Origin of the sequence: Kitasatospora sp. NPDC127116 (genome assembly GCF_042677365.1) — a bacterium.
In the GTDB taxonomy this organism is placed as follows: Bacteria; Actinomycetota; Actinomycetes; order Streptomycetales; family Streptomycetaceae; genus Kitasatospora; species Kitasatospora lactacystinica.
Map to the genome: position 1 here is coordinate 22,498 of NZ_JBHXTL010000086.1, position 22,000 is coordinate 44,497.

Here is a 22,000-nt window from a genome sequence, read left to right on the forward strand (position 1 = left end):
TTTTTTTTTTATGCGACTGGCTTCTTACTGTGCGGGTTGGCCTGCAGCGGGGGGTGGGGGTGTGGGATCGGGTACTCGATCTTGGCGCAATTCTTCCCCGGGGCCGGCCGAGAGGCCGTCGCGGGTGGGGCGACGGCCTCTCGGCGGGGGTGTCGGTCAGAAGACCGGCTGGCCGGCGCGGACGAGGCGCCAGGAGTCGGTGAAGAACTCGGCGGGGTCGATGGTGCCCTTGGCCTTCACCCAGGCGATCATGGTGTTGCGGATCTCGTCGGAGTTCGACCAGACCATCTTGGCCTTGGCGACGTGCGGGAAGTTGCCGCCGCCGTTGGCCCGGTAGTTGTTGACGGCGAGGACGAACTCGGCGGCCGGGTCGATCGGCTTGCCCTGGAAGGACAGGTTGACGATCCGCGAGCCCTTCGGCTGGGCGATGTCGATGTCGTAGCTCAGGCCGTAGACCGAGTCGTAGTTGTAGTCCGGGGTGGCCTCGGCACCGGTCAGGGCCTCCTTGTCGACCGGGGCGCCCGGGGCGAGCTGGTTGTAGTACTTGACCGAGTACTCCAGGTAGTCCTTGAGCTGGGCGCCCGTCAGGACGCGGGCCTCCAGGGTGTTCTCGTAGATGTAGAGGCCCGCGGCGTCGCGCAGCTTGACCTGGCCGGACGGGATCAGCGCGGTGCGGTTGAACGGGGCGGCCTGGGCCAGCACCGGGAGCTTGGCGTACTGCCCGCCCGCCAGCGCGGCCTTGACGGCGTCGGCCTGGACCCTGCCGATCAGGTCGATGATCGGGGTGGCCTTGAAGCGGGCGTCGGCGATCGACAGCTCGATCTTGCTGGTGCCGATGTTCTGGTTGACGTACGCGACGACCTTCTTGTGCTGCCCGGCGATCGCGTCGGTGATCTCCGGGTTCTCCGGCACGGTGTTGGAGTTCAGCAGTCGCGCGGAGACCGAGGAGACCTTCCAGGCGCCGGCCGCGAACTCGACCTCGAAGTCGAAGCAGGTCAGCCGCTGGCCGTAGCAGAGCGGCTCGGAGAGCACGACCGTCCGGCCGGTCTTCTTGTTGACGACCAGGCGCTGCGCGATCTCCTTGTGGGCGTGGCCCACCAGCACCGCGTCGATGTCGGGGACGGTCTCCGCCAGGGCCACCGAGGCGTTCTCGGCCCAGGGCAGCTGGTCGCCCCAGGTGGTCGCCTCGTCGCAGCCGGAGTGCGAGGAGACCACGATGACGTCCGCGCCGGCCGCCTTCATCTTCGGCACCCAGGCGGCGGCGGTCTCGACGATGCCCGGGAAGACCATCTTGCCGCTGACGTTGGCCTTGTCCCAGATCGCGATGCCCGGGTTGGTGAGGCCGAGGATGCCGACCTTCACCGGGCGGCCGCCGCCCAGGCGCAGCTCCTTGATCACGTACGGCTTGAAGGCCGGCTTCTCGTTCTTCGCGTTCAGCGCGTTGGCGCCGAGCAGCGGGAACTCCAGCTGGTCCTGGTAGGCCTTCAGGAGCGGGATGCCGTAGTTGAACTCGTGGTTGCCGAGCGCGGCGGCGTCGTACTCCATGAGGTTCATGGCGACGGCCATCGGGTGGTCCGGCACGGTGTCGGCCTCGGTGTCGATCGACTCGATCCGGGCGTAGTAGTAGGACAGCTGGGTGCCCTGGATGGTGTCGCCCGAGTCGATCAGCAGGCAGCGGTTCCAGCCCTTCTCCTCGCGCACCTGGTTGGCCAGCGTGGAGATCTTGGCGAGGCCGACCGCGTTGTGGGCCTTGTCGCTGTACTCGGCGTCGGTGAAGTAGTCCCAGTTGAGCACCCGGCCGTGCAGATCGGTGGTGCCCATGACGGTGAAGGCCTGCTTGTTCGGCTGGCGCTGCTGGCCCTTGGCGGCCGCCGTGTCCGGCTGGGCGGCCGCGGCGGAGGGGGCGGCGGCCAGGGTGGCGCCACCGGCCAGGGCGGCGCCGGCGGCGGTGGCGGCGGACCGGGTGACGAAGTCACGGCGGTTCAGGGGCATGGACGACTCTCCCGAGTGGGAACGACGGCGGATGGACCGTCAACTGGCATTCGTTGGCAAGTGCGCGTGTACGCGTCGACGCGCGTAGAAGGACGCGCGTAGAAGTGTGCCGTGCGGCCCGGGGTGGTGGATAGCCCCCGGACCTGTCCAAGAGGTGAGATCTTGGCGACTCGTTCGTGACGGGAACGGGGGAGGTCCGGGGTGGTAGGGCCGGATGGCGGATGGCGGATGGCGGATGGCGGGCGGCGGGTCAGGACGGCGGACGGGGGGCAGACGGCGGGTCAGGACGGGGGGTCAGGACAATTCGCCCATGAGCCGGTCGATCTCGTGGCCCAGCCGGAGTGCCGGGTCCGGATCGTCCGGCCCCGCCCACGGCTGCCAGGTCCGGGCCCGCAGGTAACCGGCCACCGCGACCGGCAGCCGGTGCCGGACGATCCGCTCCGCCGCCGGGCCCGGGCCGGCCGCCCGCAGCGCCGCCAGCAGGCCGTCCACCCCGGCGGAGGGCGGCAGCGGCACGCTGTCCAGGTAGGCGGCCAGCGCCACCAGCTCCGGATCGGGTGCGGGGGGCCGCTCGGGCGCCGGGCGCCTCGGCTCCCCGTGCTCCGGCTCCCCGCGCCCGGGCGCCCCCTCCGGCGTGTGTAGCCCCTCCTGGGCGTGCGCCCCGGAGGCCTCGGCGCCGCCGAGGGCCGTCCCCGCTCCCGTCCCCGTGCCCGTTCCGGTGCCGATCCCCGCGCCCGCCCCGGCCCCCGGCCCGATCCCGGCCCCCTCGCGGGGCCTCGGGGCGGGCGTCAGCAGCGCGCCCACCCCGTACAGTCCGACCACGACCCCCGGCCACCAGACCCCGCCCAGCCCGGCGAAGTGCAGCCCCAGACCGACCGCGCCGCCGGCGCAGCCGACCAGGTTCCGGGCCGACTCCAGGTAGCGCAGCACCCGGGGGCCGAACCCGTCACTGGTAGCCACGGATCTCCTCGAACACCCCGTCCAGCGAGCCCGTACCGTCGAACAGCTTGCCGCCGCTCAGGTCCGCGATCCCCTGGAGCTGGCCCACCGCCGCCTCCCCGAACTTGATCGGGAACACCGGGATCGACTTCTCCCCGGCCGGCAGCGCGTCGTGGAAGCGCTTGAAGTCGCCGTCCGTCGCACCGGCGTTGCTCTCCCCGTCCGTCATCAGCACGATCGAGGTGAACCGGTCGTCGCCGGCCGCCGCCTGCTGACGCTCGATCACCCGGTACGCCTCCTCCAGCGAGGAGTACACCGCCGTCCCGCCCGAGGCGGCCAGCGACTGCACGTCCGCGTCGATCGACGCCAGCTCCGTCTCCGGGCCCGGCCGGCTGCCGGTGGCCGGCACCACGTGGGTCTTGGTCCACTTCACCGCGGAGGCGAAGGAGAGCAGCGTGATCTCCTCGCGGTCCCGGAAACGGCGCGTCCCGCGGGTGTCGTCCGCCCCGGTCAGCCGGCCCAGCGCGCTCTTCAGCGCGGCGATCCGCGAGCCCTCCATCGAGCCCGAGGTGTCCAGCACGTACACCGTCCTGGACGGGCGGCGCAGCTCGTTCTGGTACGAGGCCAGCAGGCCGTCCGCGACCGCCCGGGTGCCCGGGAACGGCAGCTCCCGGCGGCGGTCCGCGGGCAGCCCGGCGGCCGGGGCCGCGCCCGCCGTCACCGGTCGGCGCAGCGTCGTCTCGGAGATCCGTTTCTGCACGTCCTCCTTGAGCAGATACGCGGACAGCCGCTGGAAGGAGTCCCGCTGCTCCTGCGCGGCGGAGGACATCAGCGAGAGCGGGTAGTCCGCAGACACCACGCCGTCCGCCGGCCGCACCACCGTCAGCTGCTGCTGCGGCGGCAGCGTCCTGTTCAGCGACAGCAGCACCGACTCGTAGTTCACCAGCGCGCTCACCGTGCCCGACTCGGCCCGGGCGTACGCCTGCGCCAGCCAGCCGGAGGAGCCGGAGGTCAGCTTCTGGCCCTTGAAGAACTCCTTCAGCTGCGGACCCGCCTTCTGCACGTCCGCGTCGGTCAGCGCCGCGCCCGCGCCGGAGAAGGCCGAGGCCACCGCGACGAGGGTGGAGAAGCCCGAGTTGGAGCGGGACGGGTCGGCCATCCCGTACGGCAGCTTTCCGGCCGCCGCCGCCGCGCCGACCTGCGCCCAGGTGACCTTGGAACCGTCGCCCCAGCCGAGTTCGCCGAGCGCCGAGGAACGCACCCCGATCGCCACCGGCGACACCATCACCGGGGTCTCGGAGACCACCTTGGACTTGCCGGCCGGATCGAGCCGCAGGTACTGGTTCGACGGGAACCACACGGCGTCGTACTTGCCGTCGGCCCGGCCCGAGGAGACGGCGTCGGCGCCGTCCAGGGTGCCCGTCCAGGAGAACTGCACGGTCACCCCGGTGGCCTTCCGGGCATCCTCCAGGACCGGTGCCAGGTCCTGGAGTTCACTGCCCGCCAGGACGCGCAGCACGCCGGGGCGGGCGGTCTCGGCGGGCGGATCGGTGGGCTTCGGGGCGGGGTTGTCGCCGCCACCGGAGGAGGTGCAGGCGGTGGCCGCGGCCAGCACGGCGGCCAGCGCGGCCGTGAGCCAGCCGCGGCGCTTCATCGGGATGGTCACTTGGTCCCCTTCGCCGCGTTGGTCAGCTTGAGCAGGTTGTCCAGCGAGGGCAGGGTCGCCTGCTTGACCTTGGCCGCGGTCAGATCGGGTGCGAAAGTCGGCTTCTTCTCCCGCATCAGGTTCGCGAAGGCCTCCGGTTTGGCCTGCGGCCGGAGCCCGAACCCGGCCTCCAGGCCGCGGAGCACCTCGTCGTTCTGGAGGGCGTCGGCGAGCTTGCGGCCGTTGTCGGTGTGGGCCACGACGGTGTGGTCCGAGTAGACCGTGGTGTCCGGGTACAGCACCACCATGTCCCCGGTGGGCTTGCCCTGCAGCGACAGGGCGGCGGCCTGCGACTCGTACGCGAAGATCAGCGGGCTGCCGATCCCCGCGCCGAAGTCCCGGAACGGCTCGTCGCTGCTGCTCTTCTGGATGCCCTGCAGCGCGTTCGCCTTGTACAGGACGTCCTTGACGGCGGCGACGCCGGCGTCGTCCGACACCACCTGGTGGTTGTTGGCGATGTAGGAGAGCAGCGCGAGGTACATCGCGCCCGAGGACGAGCTCTCCGGGTCGGTGGTGGTCACGAAGAGCTGACCGGACAGCTCGGGATGGGCGCCCGCGCCGGCCAGATCCTCCCATCTGCGGTTGCCCTTCAGCGCGTTGACGTACTCGTCCATCCGGAACGTCCACACGCCGGTGGCGTCCAGGTCGGCCAGCTTGTTGTCCCTCAGGACCTTGGCCACCGGCTCGTGCGCCACGATCACCAGCGGCGAGTAGAACGGGACCATCGGGGAGTCCTGCAGCTTCCAGATGCGCTGGATCTCCCGCGCCGGTGCCGAGCTCGCCGGGAAGGCGAAGTCCAGCCCCGGCGTCCTGCCCGCCTGGTCGCTCATCGTCCAGGAGCCGGTGGAGTCCGTCCGGACCACCAGGCCCTGCTTCGCCAACTCGGCCTTGACGTCGTCGTTCTCGAAGAAAGCGCGCTTCTCCGAGCCGATCAGGCCGGTGACGGTGACCGTCGTGGTGGTGTCCTTCTTCCGGTCGTCGGGGATCAGCGCGAAGGCGACCCCGCCCAGCAGGGCCAGGGCCGCAACCACCCCCAGTGCGCGTCGCATGCCGAACGCCTCCCCCTCGTCCGCTCCTTCGTCCGGGTGGTGACCCGGGGCGCCCCGGCATCCACCCGGGGGTGACGAGCGTCCCGCCGGGCGGGGAGCGGCGGCGGAAGCGGCGGTGAACCAGGGGTGAACACCCCTTCACGGAATCGCATCGGCGGGAGGCGCGGGAGGCGCGGGAGGCGTACGGGCGGCGCGCGGCGGCGACGTGGAGCGGGGCGCTCGCACAGCGGTCCGAGGATGTGTCAGATTGTTCAACTCGCCTTACCGCAACGGTCATCCCGCAGTCCGGACCCGCGTCGTGGTTACGCGCCGGTAATGCCTAGTCTCAGCACTATGCGCCGAGCAAAAATCGTCTGTACCCTCGGGCCCGCCACCGACTCGTACGACCAGATCAAGTCCCTGGTCGACGCCGGGATGGACATCGCCCGACTGAACCTCAGTCACGGCTCGCACACCGAGCACGAGGAACGCTACCGCCGCGTCCGCAAGGCCGCCGACGAGACCGGCCGCAGCGTCGGCATCCTCGTCGACCTTCAAGGCCCGAAGATCCGGCTCGACACCTTCGCCCACGGACCCGTACTTCTCGAACGCGGCGACGAGTTCACCATCTCCACCGACAACGGCGTCGTGGGGGACAAGGACCGCTGCGGAACCACCTACTCCGGGCTCGCCGGGGACGTCAGCCGCGGCGAGCGCATCCTGGTCGACGACGGCCGGGTCACCCTGGAGGTCGTCGCCGTCGACGGGCCGCACGTGCGCTGCCTGGTCATCGAAGGCGGCCTGGTCTCCGACCACAAGGGCCTCAACCTCCCCGGCGTCTCCGTCTCCGTCCCCGCACTCAGCGACAAGGACGTCGCCGACCTGCGGTGGGCGCTGCGCACCGGGGCCGACCTCATCGCGCTCTCCTTCGTCCGCAGCGGGCGGGACGTCGAGGACGTCCACCGGATCATGGCGGAGGAGGGACGCCGGGTCCCGGTCATCGCCAAGATCGAGAAGCCGCAGGCGGTGGAGAACCTGGAGTCCGTCGTCGACGCCTTCGACGGGATCATGGTGGCCCGCGGCGACCTGGGCGTGGAGATGCCCCTCGAACAGGTCCCGCTGGTCCAGAAGCGCGCCATCAAGCTCGCCCGCCGCAACGCCAAGCCGGTCATCGTCGCGACCCAGATGCTCGACTCGATGATCAACACCTCCCGGCCGACCCGCGCCGAGGCCTCCGACGTCGCCAACGCCGTCCTGGACGGGACGGACGCGGTGATGCTCTCCGGGGAGACCTCGGTCGGCAAGTACCCGGTCGAGACCGTCAAGACCATGGCCCGGATCGTCGAGGCCGCCGAGAACGACATCCTGGCCGCGGGCCTCCCGCCGCTCACCACCGGCAGCAAGCCGCGGACCCAGGGCGGCGCCGTCGCCCGCGCGGCCGCCGAGATCGGCGACTTCCTGCACGCCAAGTACCTGATCGCCTTCACCCAGTCCGGCGACACCGCCCGCCGGCTCACCCGCTACCGCTCGCCCATCCCGGTGCTCGCCTTCACCTACGAACCGGCCGTGCGCAGCCAACTCGCCCTCACCTGGGGCGTGGAGACCTTCCTCGGCCCGTTCGCCCCGACCACCGACCAGATGGTCGAACAGGTCGACGCGGCACTCCTGTCGCTCGGCCGCTGCCAGAAGGGCGACATCGTCGTCATCACGGCGGGTTCGCCCCCCGGCCTGGCCGGCTCCACCAACCTCGTCCGCGTCCACCACGTGGGGACCCTGGACGCCTGAGGTTCCCTGCGGCGCGGCCCTTCCACGGGCCGCGCCGCTGTCAGTGTTTGGGGCCGATGTGGGTGTCCATGAGGGCGACGGAGTCCTTGCGGGCGACGGAGACGTTTGTCGCGCCGGTGGCGCGCGCGGCGGCCTTCCACCGGACGCCGACGGCGTCGAGGGCGGCGGTGAAGAGGCCGATGATGTCGGTCGAGGTGTTGGTGAAGAAGTACCGGGGGTACTCGTAGCGCTTCGTGGCGCCGCCGACCGTACGGGTCGCCCAGTTGGTGATGCGGCACCCGTCGGAGTGGATCAGACCGCGCAGGAACTCCCAGGGGTGGGCGTCCACGATCTCCTGCTGCCAGGGCTCCAGGGCTATGGTGCGCTCGTGCTTCTTGCCGGGGCCGTGCTGGGGGAAGATGCAGGTGAGGTGGTTCGAATAGACCTTGATGTCGTGGCACCCGGTGCGGCGCACCCGGCAGGGCTTGTTGTTGGGGAGAACTTGACGCATGGCCTCTTCGACGGAATCCATGATGCCCGGCCACTTGTCGTCGCAGGTTATCTGGAGGCTCTGGGTCCTGCGGTACTCGTTGGGCAGCAGGATGTGCCCGTCGCCGAGGTACAGGCCGAGCAGGTAGGAGTAGGCGGCTCGGTTCAGCTCGTCGCCGTAGCAGTGCACGCATGCGGAGCGCTTACGGCCGGGGAGTTCGTTGCGTTTGGCGAGGTCCTGATGCTTCCACCAGGAGACAGTGCCCTTCGGGACGTGGAGGTGGCGGGCCACCTCGGCGTTGCTGAGACCTCGACGGAGGAGGTGGACGGCCTGTTCGCGCACAGAGAGTGTGGTCATGTGCGCCAGAGTGGGACGTGACAGCCCGGGCCGTGGACACATTGGATGTGATCCACTGGATAGGGTGAAATCCCCAAAACCTGGGAATATGAGGAAAATCTGGTGCCGAGTGTGGGATTCGAACCCACACGCCCTTTCAGGCAATCGCTTTTGAGGCGATCGTGTCTGCCCTTCCACCAACCCGGCTGGTTTGCGCCCGTGAAGGATACCCTGTGAGCGCTGTCGGGCGCAGCTAGGTACCCTCGTGCATGCAGTACCCCGCCGGAACTAGGAGCCCCGTGAGCACCGCCGACGAGCAGGCGCAGCCGCTTGAGACCGATATGCCCCAGATCACCCGGATTGTGATCGCCGAGGACGAGGCGCTGATCCGCCTCGACCTCAAGGAGATGCTCGAGGAGGAGGGGTACACCGTCGTCGGTGAGGCCGGTGACGGGGAGACGGCGGTGCGGCTGGTGGAGGAGCTGAAGCCGGATCTGGCGATCTTCGATGTGAAGATGCCGGTGCTGGACGGGCTCTCCGCGGCCGAGCAGATCCACGACAAGCACCTGGCGCCGGTCCTGATGCTGACGGCGTTCTCGCAGCGGGAGCTGGTGGACCGGGCGCGGGACGCCGGGGCGATGGCGTACATCGTCAAGCCGTTCTCGAAGTCGGACCTGGTGCCGGCGATCGAGATGGCGGTCTCCCGGTACGCCGAGATGCGGGCGCTGGAGAAGGAGATCGGGGACCTCAGCCAGCGGCTGGAGACCCGGAAGCTGGTGGACCGGGCGAAGGGTGTGCTGCAGACCAAGTTCGGGCTGAACGAGCCGGCCGCCTTCCGGTGGATCCAGAAGACCTCGATGGACCGCCGGATGACGATGGCCGCGGTGGCCGAGGCGGTCATCGAGGAGGGCGAGGCCCAGGACCGCAAGAAGGCGGACGAGGCCAAGGGCGAGTAAGAGGTACGGGAAGGGCCCGGCAGAACGTTTCTGCCGGGCCCTTCGCCGTGTGTGCGGGCTCAGTCCTCGCCGAGGTAGGCCTTGCGGACGGACTCGTCGTGCAGGAGGTCGGGCCCGGTCCCGGAGAGGACGATGCGGCCGGTCTCCATGACGTACCCCCGGTCGGAGAGCGAGAGCGCCGCCTGGGCGTTCTGCTCGACCAGGAGGATGGTCGTACCGGAGGACTTCAGCTCCACGATGGTGGACATGATCTTCTGCATCATCAGCGGCGAGAGCCCCATCGAGGGTTCGTCCAGCATCAGCAGCTTGGGCCGGGACATCAGCGCCCGTCCCATCGCGAGCATCTGCTGTTCGCCGCCGGAGAGCGTGCCGGCGGCCTGGCGCCGGCGTTCGCCGAGGATCGGGAACAGGCCGTAGGCCCGTTCGACGTCGGCGGTGATGCCGGCGGCGTCGGTGCGCAGGAAGGCGCCGAGGAGGAGGTTCTCCTCGATGGTCATCCGGGGGAAGATGTGCCGTCCCTCGGGGGAGTGGGCGAGGCCGAGGGCGACGATCTTGTGCGCGGGGACGGTCGAGAGGTCCTGGCCGTCGAAGGTGATCCGCCCGGCGGTGGGCTTGAGCAGGCCGGACAGGGTGCGCAGGGTGGTGGTCTTGCCCGCGCCGTTGGTGCCGATGAGGGTGGTGACCTCGCCCTGTTCGACGGTGAAGCCGATGCCCTTGACGGCCTCGATCTTGCCGTAGGCGACGCGGAGGTCCTCGACCTCGAGGAGTGCGGTCACTGGTCGGTCTCCGTAACGTTCTCCGGAACAGTCGGGGTGGTGCCTTCGAGCGGGGCGCCCAGGTAGGCGGTGATGACGCGTTCGTCGTTCTGGACGGTCTCGCGGTCGCCCTCGACGATCTTCTGGCCCTGGACGAGGACCGCGGTGCGGTCGCAGAGGTTGAAGATGAAGCGCATGTCGTGCTCGATGACGAGGACGGAGACGCCCTTGTCGCGGATCGCGAAGACGAGTTCCTCGGCGGCCCGGGTCTCCTGGGGGTTCATGCCGGCGGTGGGTTCGTCGAGCAGCAGCAGGCCGGGTTCGGAGGCGAGGGCGCGGGCGATCTCCAGCTTGCGCTGCTCGCCGTAGGGGAGGTTGCGGGCGAGGTGGTCGGCCTTCTCGGCGAGGCCGGTGAACTGCAGGAGTTCCATGGCCTTCTCGCGGCTCTCGGCCTCGGCGCGGTGGTAGCCGGGGCCGCGCAGGACGGCGGAGAAGATGCCTTCCCTGGTGCGGGTGTGCCGGCCGACCAGGACGTTCTCCAGGACGGTCATGTTGGCGAACAGCCGGATGTTCTGGAAGGTGCGGGCGATGCCGGCCTGGGTGACCAGGTGGGGCTTGGGCGGCAGCAGGGTGTCGCGGAAGCGGACGGCGCCCTCGGTGGGGACGTACAGGCCGGTGAGGCAGTTGAAGAAGGTGGTCTTGCCGGCGCCGTTGGGGCCGATGAGACCGATGATCTCGCCTTCGCCGACGGTCAGGGAGACGTCGTTGACGGCGGTGAGGCCGCCGAAGCGCATGGTGACGCCGGTGACTTCGAGCAGGGGTGCGGCGGTGGTGGTCATCGGGTCGGTCACGCCCCTGCCTTGGTGAGTGCGGTCGGCTCGCCGGTGGCCTGGGCCGGGAGGGCGGCCTCGTGGAACTCCAGCTGCCGGCGCCGGTTGGGGATGAGGCCTTCGGGGCGCACCCGCATCAGGACGATGAGGGCGGCGCCGAAGGCGAGGAGCTGGTAGTCGGCGAGGAATTCGAGCTTCTTGGGGATGAGGAAGAGCAGGGTGGCGCCGGCCAGCGGGCCGCTGATGGTGCCCATGCCGCCGAGGATGACGGCGGCGAGCAGGAAGGCGGAGTTCGGCGGGAGGGCTTCGGCGAAGGTGTACTGGTCGGGGGTGACGGTGTAGCTGACGTGGGCCTGGACGGTGCCGGCCAGGCCGGCCAGCAGGGCGCCGAGGGCGAAGGCGAGCAGCTTGAGCCGGAAGCCGTTGATGCCCATGGCCTCGGCGGCGGTCTCGTCCTCGCGGATGGCGACCCAGGCGCGGCCGATGCGGGAGTCGCCGACCCGGGCGAAGACCAGCACGACGACGGCGGTGACGAGCAGCATCAGCAGGTAGTAGTTGGAGAAGCGGCCGAGTTCGACGCCGAGGACGGTGTGCGGCTTGCCGAGGTCGAAGCCGAGGATCTCCAGGTCGGGGATGCGCGGGATGCCGTTGGAGCCGTTGGTGACCTTGGGGCCGGTGGTGCCGTTGAGGTTGAGCATGGTGATGCGGAAGATCTCGCCGAACCCGAGGGTGACGATGGCGAGGTAGTCGCCGCGCAGCCGCAGGGTGGGGGCGCCGATCAGGACGCCGAAGATCATCGAGACGACGGCGCCGGTGAGCATCGCGGCCCAGAACGGGAACTGGACGTGGATGGGCGAGGCGGGGGAGCCGGAGACCAGGGCGGCGGCGTAGGCGCCGACGCCGAGGAAGGCGACGTACCCGAGGTCGAGCAGGCCGGCCAGGCCGACGACGATGTTGAGGCCGAGGGCGACGGTGGCGAAGATCAGGATGTTGGTGGCGACCGAGGTGTACTGGTCGCTGGTCTGGGTGAACGGGAAGCCGGCGGCGGCGGCGAAGGCGGCGCCGGTGGTGACCGGGCGGTGCTTGACGGTCAGCGCGCGCAGCCGGGCGAGCAGGCCGGACTTGGCCAGGGCGGGGACGGCGAGGGCGACGAACAGCAGGTAGCCGGTGAAGAGTTCGCCGTACTCGGTGTCGATGCCGAAGGTGATCGCGAACAGTCCGGTGCCGAAGGCGAGGACGATCAGCAGCACCTCGACCCAGGAGGGGAGCGCCCGCGCCGCGGCCAGCGGGCGGTCGATCCGGCCCAGCCGCAGTGCGCTGTTGGCGAGGTGGCCGAGCTGGAGCAGCAGGACGGCGCCGGCGGCGATGGCGAGGCCGCCGGCGAGGGCGGTCAGGACCGGGGCGACCGGCTTGTCCGTGGGGACGGCGTGGGCGCCGAACCAGGCGGCGGGGGCGACCGGGACGAGCAGGAAGAGGCGCTTGTCGAGGATCCGCAGCGGGACGGTGGTGCGGCGGTCGAGCGGCAGGGCGAGGGCGCCGAGGACGGAGATCAGGCCGCCCGCGGCGAGCACCCAGCCGCCGGGTTCGAGGTTGGCGAGGCCGCCGAGTTCGGCGGAGACGGCGGCGACCGCGTAGACGGCGACGGCGAGGGCGCCGGTGGCGGCGAACAGGACGGCGTTGTTGCTGCGGGTGGGGGCGGCCCAGCGCAGTCCGGGGACGCCCTGGGCGGCGAGCAGCAGGACGAGGGTGAGCAGCCCGGCGGCGAGGGCGAGCCACTGGAGGCCGGCCGGGGAGCCGTAGTACGTGAGGTCGCCGGGGAAGTCGGAGGTCCAGGTCCAGGACATGGCGGCGGAGGCGGCGGTGGCGAGGGCGCCGAGTGCGGTGACGGCGGCGGCGGCGCGGGCCGGCAGCGGGATGACCGGGGTCGTTTCGGTGCGGGTGGTGGTCATGGTGGTCACGCCCTGTCCGCGACGCGCTCGCCGAGCAGGCCCTGGGGCCGGATCAGGAGCACGAGGATGAGGAGTACGAACGCCCAGACGTCCTTCCAGGCGCCGCCTCCGAAGAGGTGCATGCCGGGCAGGTGCTGGATGTACCCGGTGGCGAGGGCTTCGGCGAGGCCGAGGGCGAGGCCGCCGAGCATGGCGCCGTAGATGTTGCCGATGCCGCCGAGGACGGCGGCGGTGAAGGCCTTGAGTCCGAGGATGAAGCCCATCCGGAAGTCGACCTGGCCGCTGCGCAGCCCGTAGGCGACGGCGGCGACGGCGGCGAACGCGGCGCCGATGGCGAAGGCCATGACGATGATGCGGTCGGTGTCGATGCCCATCAGCTTGGCGGTGTCCGGGTCCTGGCTGGTGGCCTGCATGGCGCGTCCGGAGCGGGTGCGGGTGACGAACCAGCCGAGGGCGAGCATGCACAGCGGGGCGGCGATGATCAGGAAGAGGTCGCTGCGCTGGATGGTGACGGAGCCGAGGCTGAACGGGTCGCCGGGGAGCTTGGGGAAGACCCGGGCCTTCTTGGCGTCCGGGTAGAAGGAGAAGACGAGCTGCTGGAGGAAGATGGACAGCCCGATCGCGGTGATCAGCGGGGCCAGTCGGGGGGCGTTGCGCAGGGGGCGGTAGGCGAAGCGCTCGGCGGCGACGGCGGTGAGGGTGGAGACCAGGATGCCGGCGATCAGCATGAGCGGCAGGGCCAGCCACAGGGTGGTGCCGCCGGGGAGGGCGAGGTAGGCGGTCAGGGCGCCGAAGCCGCCGACCATGACGATCTCGCCGTGGGCGAAGTTGATGAGCTGGACGATGCCGTAGACCATCGTGTAGCCGATCGCGACGAGTCCGTAGAGGGCGCCGAGGATCAGGCCGTTGGCCAGCTGCTGCGGTAGGTCGTGCACCGCTGGGCCTCCGTAGTGCGTTCGGGGGTGTCTGTCCGCGTGGGTGGTGGATGTGGGTGCGCGCGGGGGCACTCGTGGCGCCCCCGCGCGCGGTGGTGGTGAAGTGGCGCTGGTGGTGCTTGTGGTGACTGGGTGTCAGCCCTTGAAGGTGCCGGACTTCTCCACGGCCCACTTGCCGTCCTTGACGGTGTAGACGGTGAGCTGCTTGTTGGTGGTGTCGCCGAACTCGTCGAAGGAGACCTTGCCGGTCACGCCGTCGAAGCTGACCTTCTGGACGGCGTCGCGGACGGCCTTGCGGTCGGGGACCTTGCCGTTGTTGTCCTTCACGGCCTGCTTGACGCCCTGGATGATGGCCCAGGCGCTGTCGTAGGAGTAGCCGCCGTAGGTCTCGTAGGCGTCCTTGTAGCCGGCGGTCTTGTAGTCGGCGATGAACTTCTTGGCGGTGTCGAGGGATTCGACGGGCAGGCCGACGGCGGTGGCGTAGTCGCCCTGGCTCTTGGGGTTGAGCTTGATGAAGTCGCCGCTCTGGATGCCGTCGCCGCCCATCAGCGGGATGTTGACGCCGGCCTCCTTGAGCTGGAGGGAGAGCGGGCCGGCCGCGGGGTACTCGCCGCCGTAGTAGACGGCCTCGGCGCCGGAGCTCCTGACCTTGGTGACGATGGCGGCGAAGTCGCGGTCGTCGGGGTTGACGTGCTCCTCGCCGACCAGCTGGCCGCCGAGCTTGGTGAACTCGCCCTTGAAGGTGCCGGCCAGGCCCGCGCCGTAGGTCTTCTGGTCGTCGATCAGGAAGACCTTGGTCTTCTTGGCGTCGGTGTAGAGGAACTGGGCGGCGAAGGGGCCCTGGACGGCGTCGGTGGTGGCGGTGCGGAAGTAGGACGTGAACGGGCGCTTCTTCTCGCCGCTGGCCCACTTCTCGCCCTGGCTGAGGGCGACGCCGGTGTTGGCGGGGGAGACCTCGACCAGGGAGGCGTCGTCGAAGATCTGCTGCATCGACTGGGCCACGCTGGAGTTGAGCGGGCCGACGACGCCGAGGACCTTGGAGTCGCCGACGAGCTGGGTGGCGTTCTGCTGGCCGGGGGCGGGCTTGCCGGTGTCGTCCAGGGCCTTGATCTCGAACTTGACGCCGGGGACCTCGTTGGCCTCGTTGGCCTTCTTGATCGCGAGGTCGACGGAGTTGCGGATGCCGAGGCCGAGGGCGGAGAGGTCGCCGGTGAGCGGGGCGTCGACGCCGATGACGACGGTGGTGGAGCCGGAGTTGGAGGTGCCGCCGTCGGCCTTCTTCTCTCCGCGGGAGCCGCAGGCGCTGAGGCTGAGGGCGCCGATCACGGCAATGCTCACGACAACTGCTGAACGATGACGCACGAGGGTCCCCTTCGGTTCAGGAGGCGCCCGCGCCTGAATGGCGGGAGCCGGAGTGCGCGGAGGGCCTGGCCCAATCGAATGGCGCGGTGACTGGCCGTGACTCTAGATGCCGTTGGGCGGCTCGGGCAGTGCTGGGAGCAGGCTGTGATTCTCTTGTTATGAGCACACGGAGTATTTGTCTCACGATGTGGTCGTTCTGGCTCGATCGATCCCGCGATGCCGGGCGTTTACGCGCTGGTAGGGCGATGTAAGGCCCAGAAATGGGGGTTGCAGCTGGCAGCGCCGATAATCGGACACCAGTGTCCGATGCCCTGCTTTCGACCTTGAGCGTCCGGATTGCGGACGAGGAGGGCGCGACCGGATGATCCCGGGGCGCCCGCGGGCCTCGGAACCGGCAATTGATCGGATTTCCTACTTGTTACGCAGCGTTACAGGGGTGGGTTTGCGCCGACCGCGCCCGGACATGCGAAGGCCCCCTTGTCCAGACCAACGCCTGCCCAGGGTGGCGGAAGGTCAAACAAGGGGGCGGAAAAGGGACTTGATGTTGTCCGGAGTGAACTCGCGGGCCCGGTGGGGACGTTGTCGGGCGGGATGGCGCGGTCGGAGCCGCCGTCAGAGGTCGCGCAGCATGCAGGTCAGCCGGCAGCTGGTGATCCGCCGGCCGGTGTCGTCGGTGATCGCGATCTCGTAGGTGGCCGCGGTGCGGCCCTTGAACACGGCCGTCGCCACCCCGGTCACCAGCCCGGAGGTGGCCGAGCGGTGGTGGGTCGCGTTGAGGTCCACACCGACCGCGTACCGGCCGGGACCGGCGTGCAGCATCGCCCCGATCGAGCCCAGCGTCTCGGCCAGCGCCGCCGACGCGCCGCCGTGCAGCAGCCCGTACGGCTGCTGGTTGCCCTCCACCGGCATGGTGCCGACCACGCGGTCGCCGGAGGCCTCGACGATCCGGATGCCGAGCTTGTCGCCGAGGTGGCCGCCCGAGAAGGTGTCCGGGTTCACTCCGAGCTTGGCGAAGTGGTCCAGCACGTCCTGCGGGACGTTCAGGAGGGGGGCGGTGTCGGGGACGGTGTCGGGAGTGGTGCCGGGGGCGTCGAGGGGGGAGGTGCCGGGGGCCGCATCGGTCATGGGGGAACTCCTGCCGCTGGGATCTGCTGGGGGGATGTGCCGCCTGTGATCGTACGACCGTCCTACTCATAGGTAGCAGCTGTGGCCGAACCGGCGCGGCGTCCTTTTTGTCGGTGCCGGGCCATAGGATCGGTGGCCGGTAGTGGAATCGGCAGGAACGGACGTTGACGTGGCTACGCAGAGTACGGACAAGGGCGCGACGGGTGGCGGCGGGGCCGGCCCGCGGCCCCGGCTGATGCTGCTCGACGGGCACTCGATGGCCTACCGGGCCTTCTACGCCCTGCCCGTGGAGAACTTCAACACCTCCACCGGCCAACCCACCAACGCGGTCTACGGCTTCGCCTCGATGCTCGCCAACACCGTCCGGGACGAGCAGCCCACCCACCTCGCCGTCGCCTTCGACCTCTCCCGGCAGACCTTCCGCTCCGTCGAGTTCCCCGACTACAAGGCCAACCGTGCCAAGACGCCGGACGAGTTCCGCAGCCAGGTCGGCCTGATCGGCGAACTGCTCGACGCCATGCACGTCCCCCGGCTGACGGCCGAGGGCTTCGAGGCCGACGACATCATCGCCACCCTGGCCACCGCCGCCGAGGCGGCCGGCTACGACGTCGACATCGTCACCGGCGACCGCGACTCGCTCCAGCTGGTCACCGACCACGTCACCGTGCTCTACCCGACCAAGGGCGTCTCCGAGCTCACCCGCTACACCCCGGAGAAGGTCGCCGAGAAGTACGGCGTCACCCCGCGCCAGTACCCGGACCTCGCCGCGCTGCGCGGCGACCCGTCCGACAACCTCCCCGGCATCCCCGGCGTCGGCGAGAAGACCGCCGCCAAGTGGGTCAACCAGTTCGGCTCCTTCGACGAACTCGTCGCCCGCGCCGACGAGGTCAAGGGCAAGATCGGCGAGAAGCTGCGCGACCACCTCGACTCGGTCAAGCGCAACCGGGTGCTCACCGAGCTGGTCCGCGACGTCGAACTCCCGCTCGGCGTCACCGACCTGGACCGCAAGCCGTTCGACAAGGACGCCGTCGGCTCCCTGATGGAGTCGCTGGAGTTCCGCAACGCCAACTTCCGCGACCGCGTCTTCGGCATCGACCCGACCACCGGCTCGGACACCGCCGAAGCCGAACTCGCCCCCGGCGTCGAGGTGGACGGCGAACTCCTCACCGACCCCGGCACCCTGGCCGCCTGGCTCGCCGAGCACGCCTCCGACGGCAAGACCACCGTCGCGCTCGCCGCCGTCTACCAGTGGGCGCTCGGCGCCGGCGAGGTCACCGAAGTGGCGCTCGCCGCCGGGGAGACGGCCGCCTGGTTCGACCCGGCGCTGCTCGCCGAGGAGGACGAGCGGGCCTTCGCCGCCTGGCTCGCCGACGCCGGCGCCCCCAAGGCCCTGCACATCGCCAAGCAGGTCATGCGCGCCTTCGCCGAGCGCGGCTGGACCATCGAGGGCGTCGTCGCCGACACCGCGCTCGCCGCCTACCTGGAGAAGCCCGGCCGCCGCACCTTCACCCTGGAGGTGCTCGCCGAGGAGTACCTGGCCCGCTCGCTCACCCCGGCCCCCGCCACCGAGAGCGGCCAACTCTCCTTCGACGCACCGGAGGAGGACGAGACCGCCGCCGCCCGGTCGCTGATGCTCCAGGCCCGCGCCGTGCTCGACCTCGCCGCGCTCTTCGACACCCGCCTCGGCGAGGTCGGCGCCGCCGAGCTGATGCACGACATGGAACTGCCCATCGCCGCCCTGCTGGCCCGGATGGAGCGCTACGGCATCGCCGCCGACCGCGAGTGGCTCACCGGCCTGGAGGCCCAGTTCGCCGCCGAGATCCAGCGCGTGGTGGAGGAGGCGCACGCCGCCGCCGGGCACGAGTTCAACCTCGGCTCGCCCAAGCAGCTCCAGGAGATCCTCTTCGGCGAGCTCGCACTCCCCAAGACCAAGAAGATCAAGACCGGCTACACCACCGACGCCGACGCGCTCACCTGGCTGGCCACCCAGACCGACAACGAACTGCCGGTCATCCTGCTGCGCCACCGCGACCAGGCCAAGCTGCGCACCACCGTCGAGGGCCTGCTCAAGACCGTCTCGCCCAAGGGCCGGATCCACACCACCTTCAACCAGATGGTCGCCGCCACCGGCCGGCTCTCCTCGCAGGACCCGAACCTGCAGAACATCCCGGTCCGCACCGAGGAGGGCCGGGCGATCCGCCGCGCCTTCGTCGTCGGCGAGGGCTACGAGTCGCTGCTCACCGCCGACTACTCCCAGATCGAACTGCGGATCATGGCCCACCTGTCCGAGGACGAGGCGCTGCTGCAGGCCTTCGCCTCCGGCGAGGACCTGCACAACACCGTCGCCTCCCAGGTCTTCGAGGTGCCGCGCGCCGCGGTGGACGCCGAGATGCGCCGCAAGATCAAGGCGATGTCCTACGGCCTGGCGTACGGACTCTCCGCGTACGGGCTCTCGCAGCAACTCGGCATCAAGCCCGCCGAGGCCCAGGGCCTGATGGACACCTACTTCGAGCGCTTCGGCGGCGTGCGGGACTACCTGCGCCGGGTCGTCGACGAGGCCCGGGCGACGGGCTACACCGAGACCCTGCTCGGCCGCCGCCGCTACCTGCCGGACCTCAACAGCGACAACCGCCAGCGCCGCGAGATGGCCGAGCGGATGGCCCTCAACGCCCCGATCCAGGGCTCGGCCGCCGACATCGTCAAGATCGCCATGCTCCGGGTGGACGAAGCGCTGCGCACGGCCGGCCTCACCTCCCGGATGCTGCTCCAGGTGCACGACGAAATCGTGCTGGAGCTGGCCCCGGGCGAGCGCGAGCAGGTCGAGGCCGTCGTCCGCGAGCAGATGGCGGGCGCCTACCCGCTGCGCGCCCCGCTGGACGTCTCGGTCGGCGTCGGCCCCAACTGGGAGGCCGCCGCGCACTGACGGCACCGCTGTCGCACGGGCCCGGGCACGCGAGTGTCCGGGCCCGTTCCGCTGCCCCGGCACGCTGGCCGGAATCGGTCGGCGGTCCTGGGCTTCGGGCCGTGGCACTGGAAGGCATCCTGCGGACCACCCCTCCACCACCGGCCCCGTCCTGCCCGAGGACGGCGACTCGCGTCGCGAGCGCAGGCACCCGGCGCTCGATCAGGCCCTCCCGGCCCTCGTCCTTCCGGGGCTGCTCGGCGTCCTCCGCCTGCCCGCGATCCTGCTCGCCGTCGCGGCGGGGGCCCGCCGGCGGTGCCGCTCGGCATCGTCGCCGCGATCGTGCCGGCCGGGACCTCCCGCGCCACGGTGTCCCCGCCGGTTCACCCGCGGGTGGGCGGCGTGCACCGGGAAAACCGCAGGTCGGGCCGTCCGATGAGCGCGGGCCCCGGGACGCTCGGGCCCGCCGGGTGGCCGGGCTCGGAGGGTGGCCCAGTCGGCCCGCGGGGAATTGGTCCGGCAGGATGGGTCAATTCCCCACTACCGTAGGCACAATGACAACAGAGCCCACGTCGACCGACCAGCCCGTGTCCCTGGCCGAGGCGCCGATGCGTCAAGCCCGGAACTCCGCCGCCTTCTGGACCCTCACCGGCCTCTGCCGGGGACACGAGGTGATCCGGCGTCGCGGATTCGTCGCGGTCGACGGCGACGCGCGTGCGGGACTGCGGATCCTGATCCAGGAGCCCGACCTCGACCCGGGCGAACTGGCCGAGGTGAGCGAGCTGACGCGCCGGGCCGCGGGCCCCGTGAACGTCGAGGATCCGTTCAGCTCGACCGACCTGAACCACCTCGGCATGCGCAACTGGCAGATGCCGATCATGCTGCGCCAGCCCGGGCCCGTCGGAGAACCGGCGCTGGACGTGATCCGGGCACGGCAGTCCGAGGACCTCCGGGCGGCCGAGCGGGTCGTGATCGAGGGCTTCGAGCTGGACGGGTTCGAGCCCCACCGTCCCGGCGAGCTGTTCCCGACGGCGTTGATCGAACAGTCCGGCGTGGACGTGTTCGTCGCCATGCTCGACGGCGTGGCTGCGGGAGCCTGCGTCAGCGTCGTGGCCGACGGCGTCGGCAGCCACTACTGGGTCGGTACGTCGTCGGCGTTCCGGTCGCGTGGCGTGGGCCGGGCCGTCATGCTCGGCGCCCTCGCCCACCTGGCGGACCTGCCGGCCACGCTCACCGCTTCGAAGCTGGGCAGACCGCTGTACGAGTCGCTGGGCTACGTCACCGCGACACCCTCGACCTGGTGGGCCTCGCCCTCCGGGACGGTATAGCGCCGAAGCCCGCCGGCCTGCCGGTTCAGGGCCCCGGCCCTGTGGACGGACGGTCGGGTCCGGCAGGGCGATCTCCTCATCCGGACGCGCCGGCCGGCCCCCGGGCCGCGCGGGAAGTCGGCCCCGCCGGCCCCCGCGCTCCCGGGGTGGTGGCTCGGGTGGCTCGGGTGGGCTCCGGTGCCGAGTCGAGGCGCGTGGCGAACGTGCGGCGGCGGAAGGCGGACACCGCGGGGTTCCGCGGGGTTCTATGGGGTTCCGTGGGGGTTCCGTGGCGTTCCGTGGGGCGTCGCCGTCCGGAGCGGAAGACCGGCCGGGGCGGGACCGCGAAGGGGCGGGTTGCGTGGTGGACAGCGGTTCGGCTTCCGCGCTCGTGGAGGAAGCCCGGGAACGGTTGCGGCGGTCGCGGCGCGACTCGCGGCCGTCGGCGTCCTGGGCCTCGCCGGCCTCCTGACGCTCGGTGCGCTCCGCACGCTCGCCCGGGCCGGAGTGAGGCTGCCCCGGCCCGGCACCGTCGAACTGATGCCACGTCAGTTGCACTGGGTGTCAGGTGCATTGGCCGCGCCAGGACTCTGGCCGGTCCTGTTCGGCAGTCCTACGCTCCTGGCATGGCTCTGGATGACGTCCTGCGCACCGGCCCCGCCTCGACCGACATCGTCCTGCGCGAGGGCGGCGGCACCCGGCGCAGTGCGCTCCTGTACTGCCTGACGGCCGTCGGGAGTGCGCTGAAGGCGCCGCTGGTGCTCTTCGCGCCGACGTTCATGGTGGCGTTCGTCCTGTGGCTCCTCGGCGCGACCGGGGGCACCGTCGCCGCGGTGGTCGGGGTGATCGCGGGGGTCGAGTACCTGCTTGCCGTCCCGGTGATCGCCCGGATGGAAGTGACCACCGTCCACTGGATCGAGTTCGCCCCGCCCGAGGCGGCGGAGCGTTACCGGCTGGTCCGGGGCGGGCGCCCCGACGACTGGCGGCCGCTGACCGAACTGCCCGCCGTCTGGCTGGTGCACAGCATCATGGAGCCCTACGAGGGCGATCGCGCGCCGGTCGAGGAGGCGCTCGTCGGGCGGCTGGACTTCACCGGTGGGCAGGTGGTGTGGAAGCCGCCCGCCGGCACCGACGCGGAGCGCCTGCGGGAGGCCCTGACCGTGCTGCTCGGCCCCGCCGGCGTCGAGGTCGAACTGATCACCAAGCGCAGCGTGCGGCCCAAGCCCTCGCCGGCGTCCTACTCGCCGTGGATCTCCGGAGGCTCGGGCTCGGCGAACTCGGGCGGCTGCTGAACCGCTCCGCGCAACTCTGGTCGCGATCGCGATCTTGTCGGTGATCAGCGTGTGGGGTGCCCGGAATCCGTAGCGCTGGGCGGTGGCGAGGCGGGCCGGCCCGTACTCTGCCGCCCGGTTGTCCCGGAGATGGTTGACGTGGCGCGCCCCAGCAGCGACGCCAGGATGCCACCCGCCCCCCAGAAGGTTCGCGCGGCGGCGAACCGGCGGTCCTCGCCGCCGAGGTCGGCAGGCCCCTCGTAGGGCGAGGGCCCGCGCACCCGGACGGAGCGGACGGCCGTGAGGTCCAGCTCGCGGCTCGACGTGCGGAGCGTGCCTCGCTGACCGCCGCGT

General features: G+C 70.9%; 16 protein-coding genes and 1 tRNA gene. 5 read left to right on the forward strand and 12 right to left on the reverse strand.

Annotated features, from left to right (window positions below; translation table 11 throughout):
* Nucleotides 1–156: 156 nt before the first annotated feature.
* The 4 genes from ACFVHV_RS29115 to ACFVHV_RS29130 all read right to left on the reverse strand — a co-directional run bounded on the left by ACFVHV_RS29115 (nt 157) and on the right by ACFVHV_RS29130 (nt 5,685).
* Nucleotides 157–1,992: a 5'-nucleotidase C-terminal domain-containing protein gene (locus tag ACFVHV_RS29115; protein ID WP_359910164.1), complete on the reverse strand. Its 1,836-nt coding sequence runs from the start codon at nt 1,990–1,992 to the stop codon at nt 157–159.
* Between the two features lie 294 nt (nt 1,993–2,286).
* Nucleotides 2,287–2,952: a hypothetical protein gene (locus tag ACFVHV_RS29120; RefSeq protein ID WP_359910161.1), complete on the reverse strand. Its 666-nt coding sequence runs from the start codon at nt 2,950–2,952 to the stop codon at nt 2,287–2,289.
* Complete coding sequence (locus tag ACFVHV_RS29125) at nt 2,939–4,597, reverse strand: extracellular solute-binding protein (RefSeq protein WP_359910158.1); 1,659 nt, start codon at nt 4,595–4,597, stop codon at nt 2,939–2,941. The genes ACFVHV_RS29120 and ACFVHV_RS29125 overlap by 14 nt, the downstream gene beginning before the upstream one ends.
* Nucleotides 4,594–5,685, reverse strand: a complete 1,092-nt coding sequence (locus ACFVHV_RS29130) for a hypothetical protein (RefSeq protein WP_359910155.1) — start codon at nt 5,683–5,685, stop codon at nt 4,594–4,596. Before ACFVHV_RS29130 ends, ACFVHV_RS29125 begins: the two co-directional genes overlap by 4 nt.
* 333 nt (nt 5,686–6,018) lie before the next feature.
* Here ACFVHV_RS29130 and pyk point away from each other — a divergent pair, with 333 nt between their 5' ends.
* A complete protein-coding gene (pyk, locus tag ACFVHV_RS29135; protein ID WP_380354824.1) occupies nt 6,019–7,449 on the forward strand; it encodes a pyruvate kinase in 1,431 nt (476 codons plus the stop codon).
* 40 nt (nt 7,450–7,489) lie between these two features.
* Here the strand turns inward: pyk and ACFVHV_RS29140 are convergent, their stop codons facing one another.
* On the reverse strand, nt 7,490–8,275 hold the full coding sequence (locus ACFVHV_RS29140) for a helix-turn-helix domain-containing protein (RefSeq protein WP_380354827.1): 786 nt from the start codon (nt 8,273–8,275) through the stop codon (nt 7,490–7,492).
* A 100-nt stretch (nt 8,276–8,375) separates the two neighbouring features.
* Nucleotides 8,376–8,461: transfer RNA gene (locus ACFVHV_RS29145), tRNA-Leu, on the reverse strand.
* 134 nt (nt 8,462–8,595) lie between these two features.
* On the opposite strand from ACFVHV_RS29145, the gene ACFVHV_RS29150 reads away from it, so the two are divergent.
* Nucleotides 8,596–9,210: a response regulator gene (locus ACFVHV_RS29150; protein ID WP_359914233.1), complete on the forward strand. Its 615-nt coding sequence runs from the start codon at nt 8,596–8,598 to the stop codon at nt 9,208–9,210.
* A gap of 59 nt (nt 9,211–9,269) precedes the next feature.
* On the opposite strand, the gene ACFVHV_RS29155 is transcribed toward ACFVHV_RS29150, so the two are convergent.
* The 6 genes from ACFVHV_RS29155 to ACFVHV_RS29180 all read right to left on the reverse strand — a co-directional run bounded on the left by ACFVHV_RS29155 (nt 9,270) and on the right by ACFVHV_RS29180 (nt 16,166).
* Nucleotides 9,270–9,986: an ABC transporter ATP-binding protein gene (locus ACFVHV_RS29155; RefSeq protein ID WP_359914214.1), complete on the reverse strand. Its 717-nt coding sequence runs from the start codon at nt 9,984–9,986 to the stop codon at nt 9,270–9,272.
* Entirely contained in the window at nt 9,983–10,804 is an 822-nt protein-coding gene (locus tag ACFVHV_RS29160; RefSeq protein ID WP_380354839.1) for an ABC transporter ATP-binding protein, read from the reverse strand. The genes ACFVHV_RS29155 and ACFVHV_RS29160 overlap by 4 nt, the downstream gene beginning before the upstream one ends.
* An 8-nt stretch (nt 10,805–10,812) precedes the next feature.
* The gene (locus ACFVHV_RS29165) at nt 10,813–12,744 is read right to left on the reverse strand and encodes a branched-chain amino acid ABC transporter permease (protein ID WP_359914227.1); all 1,932 of its coding nucleotides are present in this window, start codon (nt 12,742–12,744) and stop codon (nt 10,813–10,815) included.
* A 5-nt stretch (nt 12,745–12,749) separates the two neighbouring features.
* Nucleotides 12,750–13,679 carry a branched-chain amino acid ABC transporter permease gene (locus ACFVHV_RS29170; RefSeq protein WP_359819021.1) on the reverse strand — a complete coding sequence of 310 codons (930 nt, stop codon included), beginning with the start codon at nt 13,677–13,679 and terminating at the stop codon, nt 12,750–12,752.
* A gap of 135 nt (nt 13,680–13,814) precedes the next feature.
* Complete coding sequence (locus ACFVHV_RS29175) at nt 13,815–15,041, reverse strand: branched-chain amino acid ABC transporter substrate-binding protein (RefSeq protein WP_359914208.1); 1,227 nt, start codon at nt 15,039–15,041, stop codon at nt 13,815–13,817.
* 612 nt (nt 15,042–15,653) lie between these two features.
* Entirely contained in the window at nt 15,654–16,166 is a 513-nt protein-coding gene (locus ACFVHV_RS29180; RefSeq protein ID WP_380354832.1) for a PaaI family thioesterase, read from the reverse strand.
* Nucleotides 16,167–16,401: 235 nt separating this feature from the next.
* On the opposite strand from ACFVHV_RS29180, the gene polA reads away from it, so the two are divergent.
* The 3 genes from polA to ACFVHV_RS29195 all read left to right on the forward strand — a co-directional run bounded on the left by polA (nt 16,402) and on the right by ACFVHV_RS29195 (nt 21,667).
* On the forward strand, nt 16,402–19,089 hold the full coding sequence (gene polA, locus ACFVHV_RS29185) for a DNA polymerase I (RefSeq protein WP_359914223.1): 2,688 nt from the start codon (nt 16,402–16,404) through the stop codon (nt 19,087–19,089).
* A gap of 533 nt (nt 19,090–19,622) precedes the next feature.
* Entirely contained in the window at nt 19,623–20,396 is a 774-nt protein-coding gene (locus tag ACFVHV_RS29190) for a GNAT family N-acetyltransferase (RefSeq protein WP_359914202.1), read from the forward strand.
* A gap of 605 nt (nt 20,397–21,001) precedes the next feature.
* On the forward strand, nt 21,002–21,667 hold the full coding sequence (locus ACFVHV_RS29195) for a hypothetical protein (protein ID WP_380354835.1): 666 nt from the start codon (nt 21,002–21,004) through the stop codon (nt 21,665–21,667).
* Nucleotides 21,668–22,000: the final 333 nt, after the last annotated feature.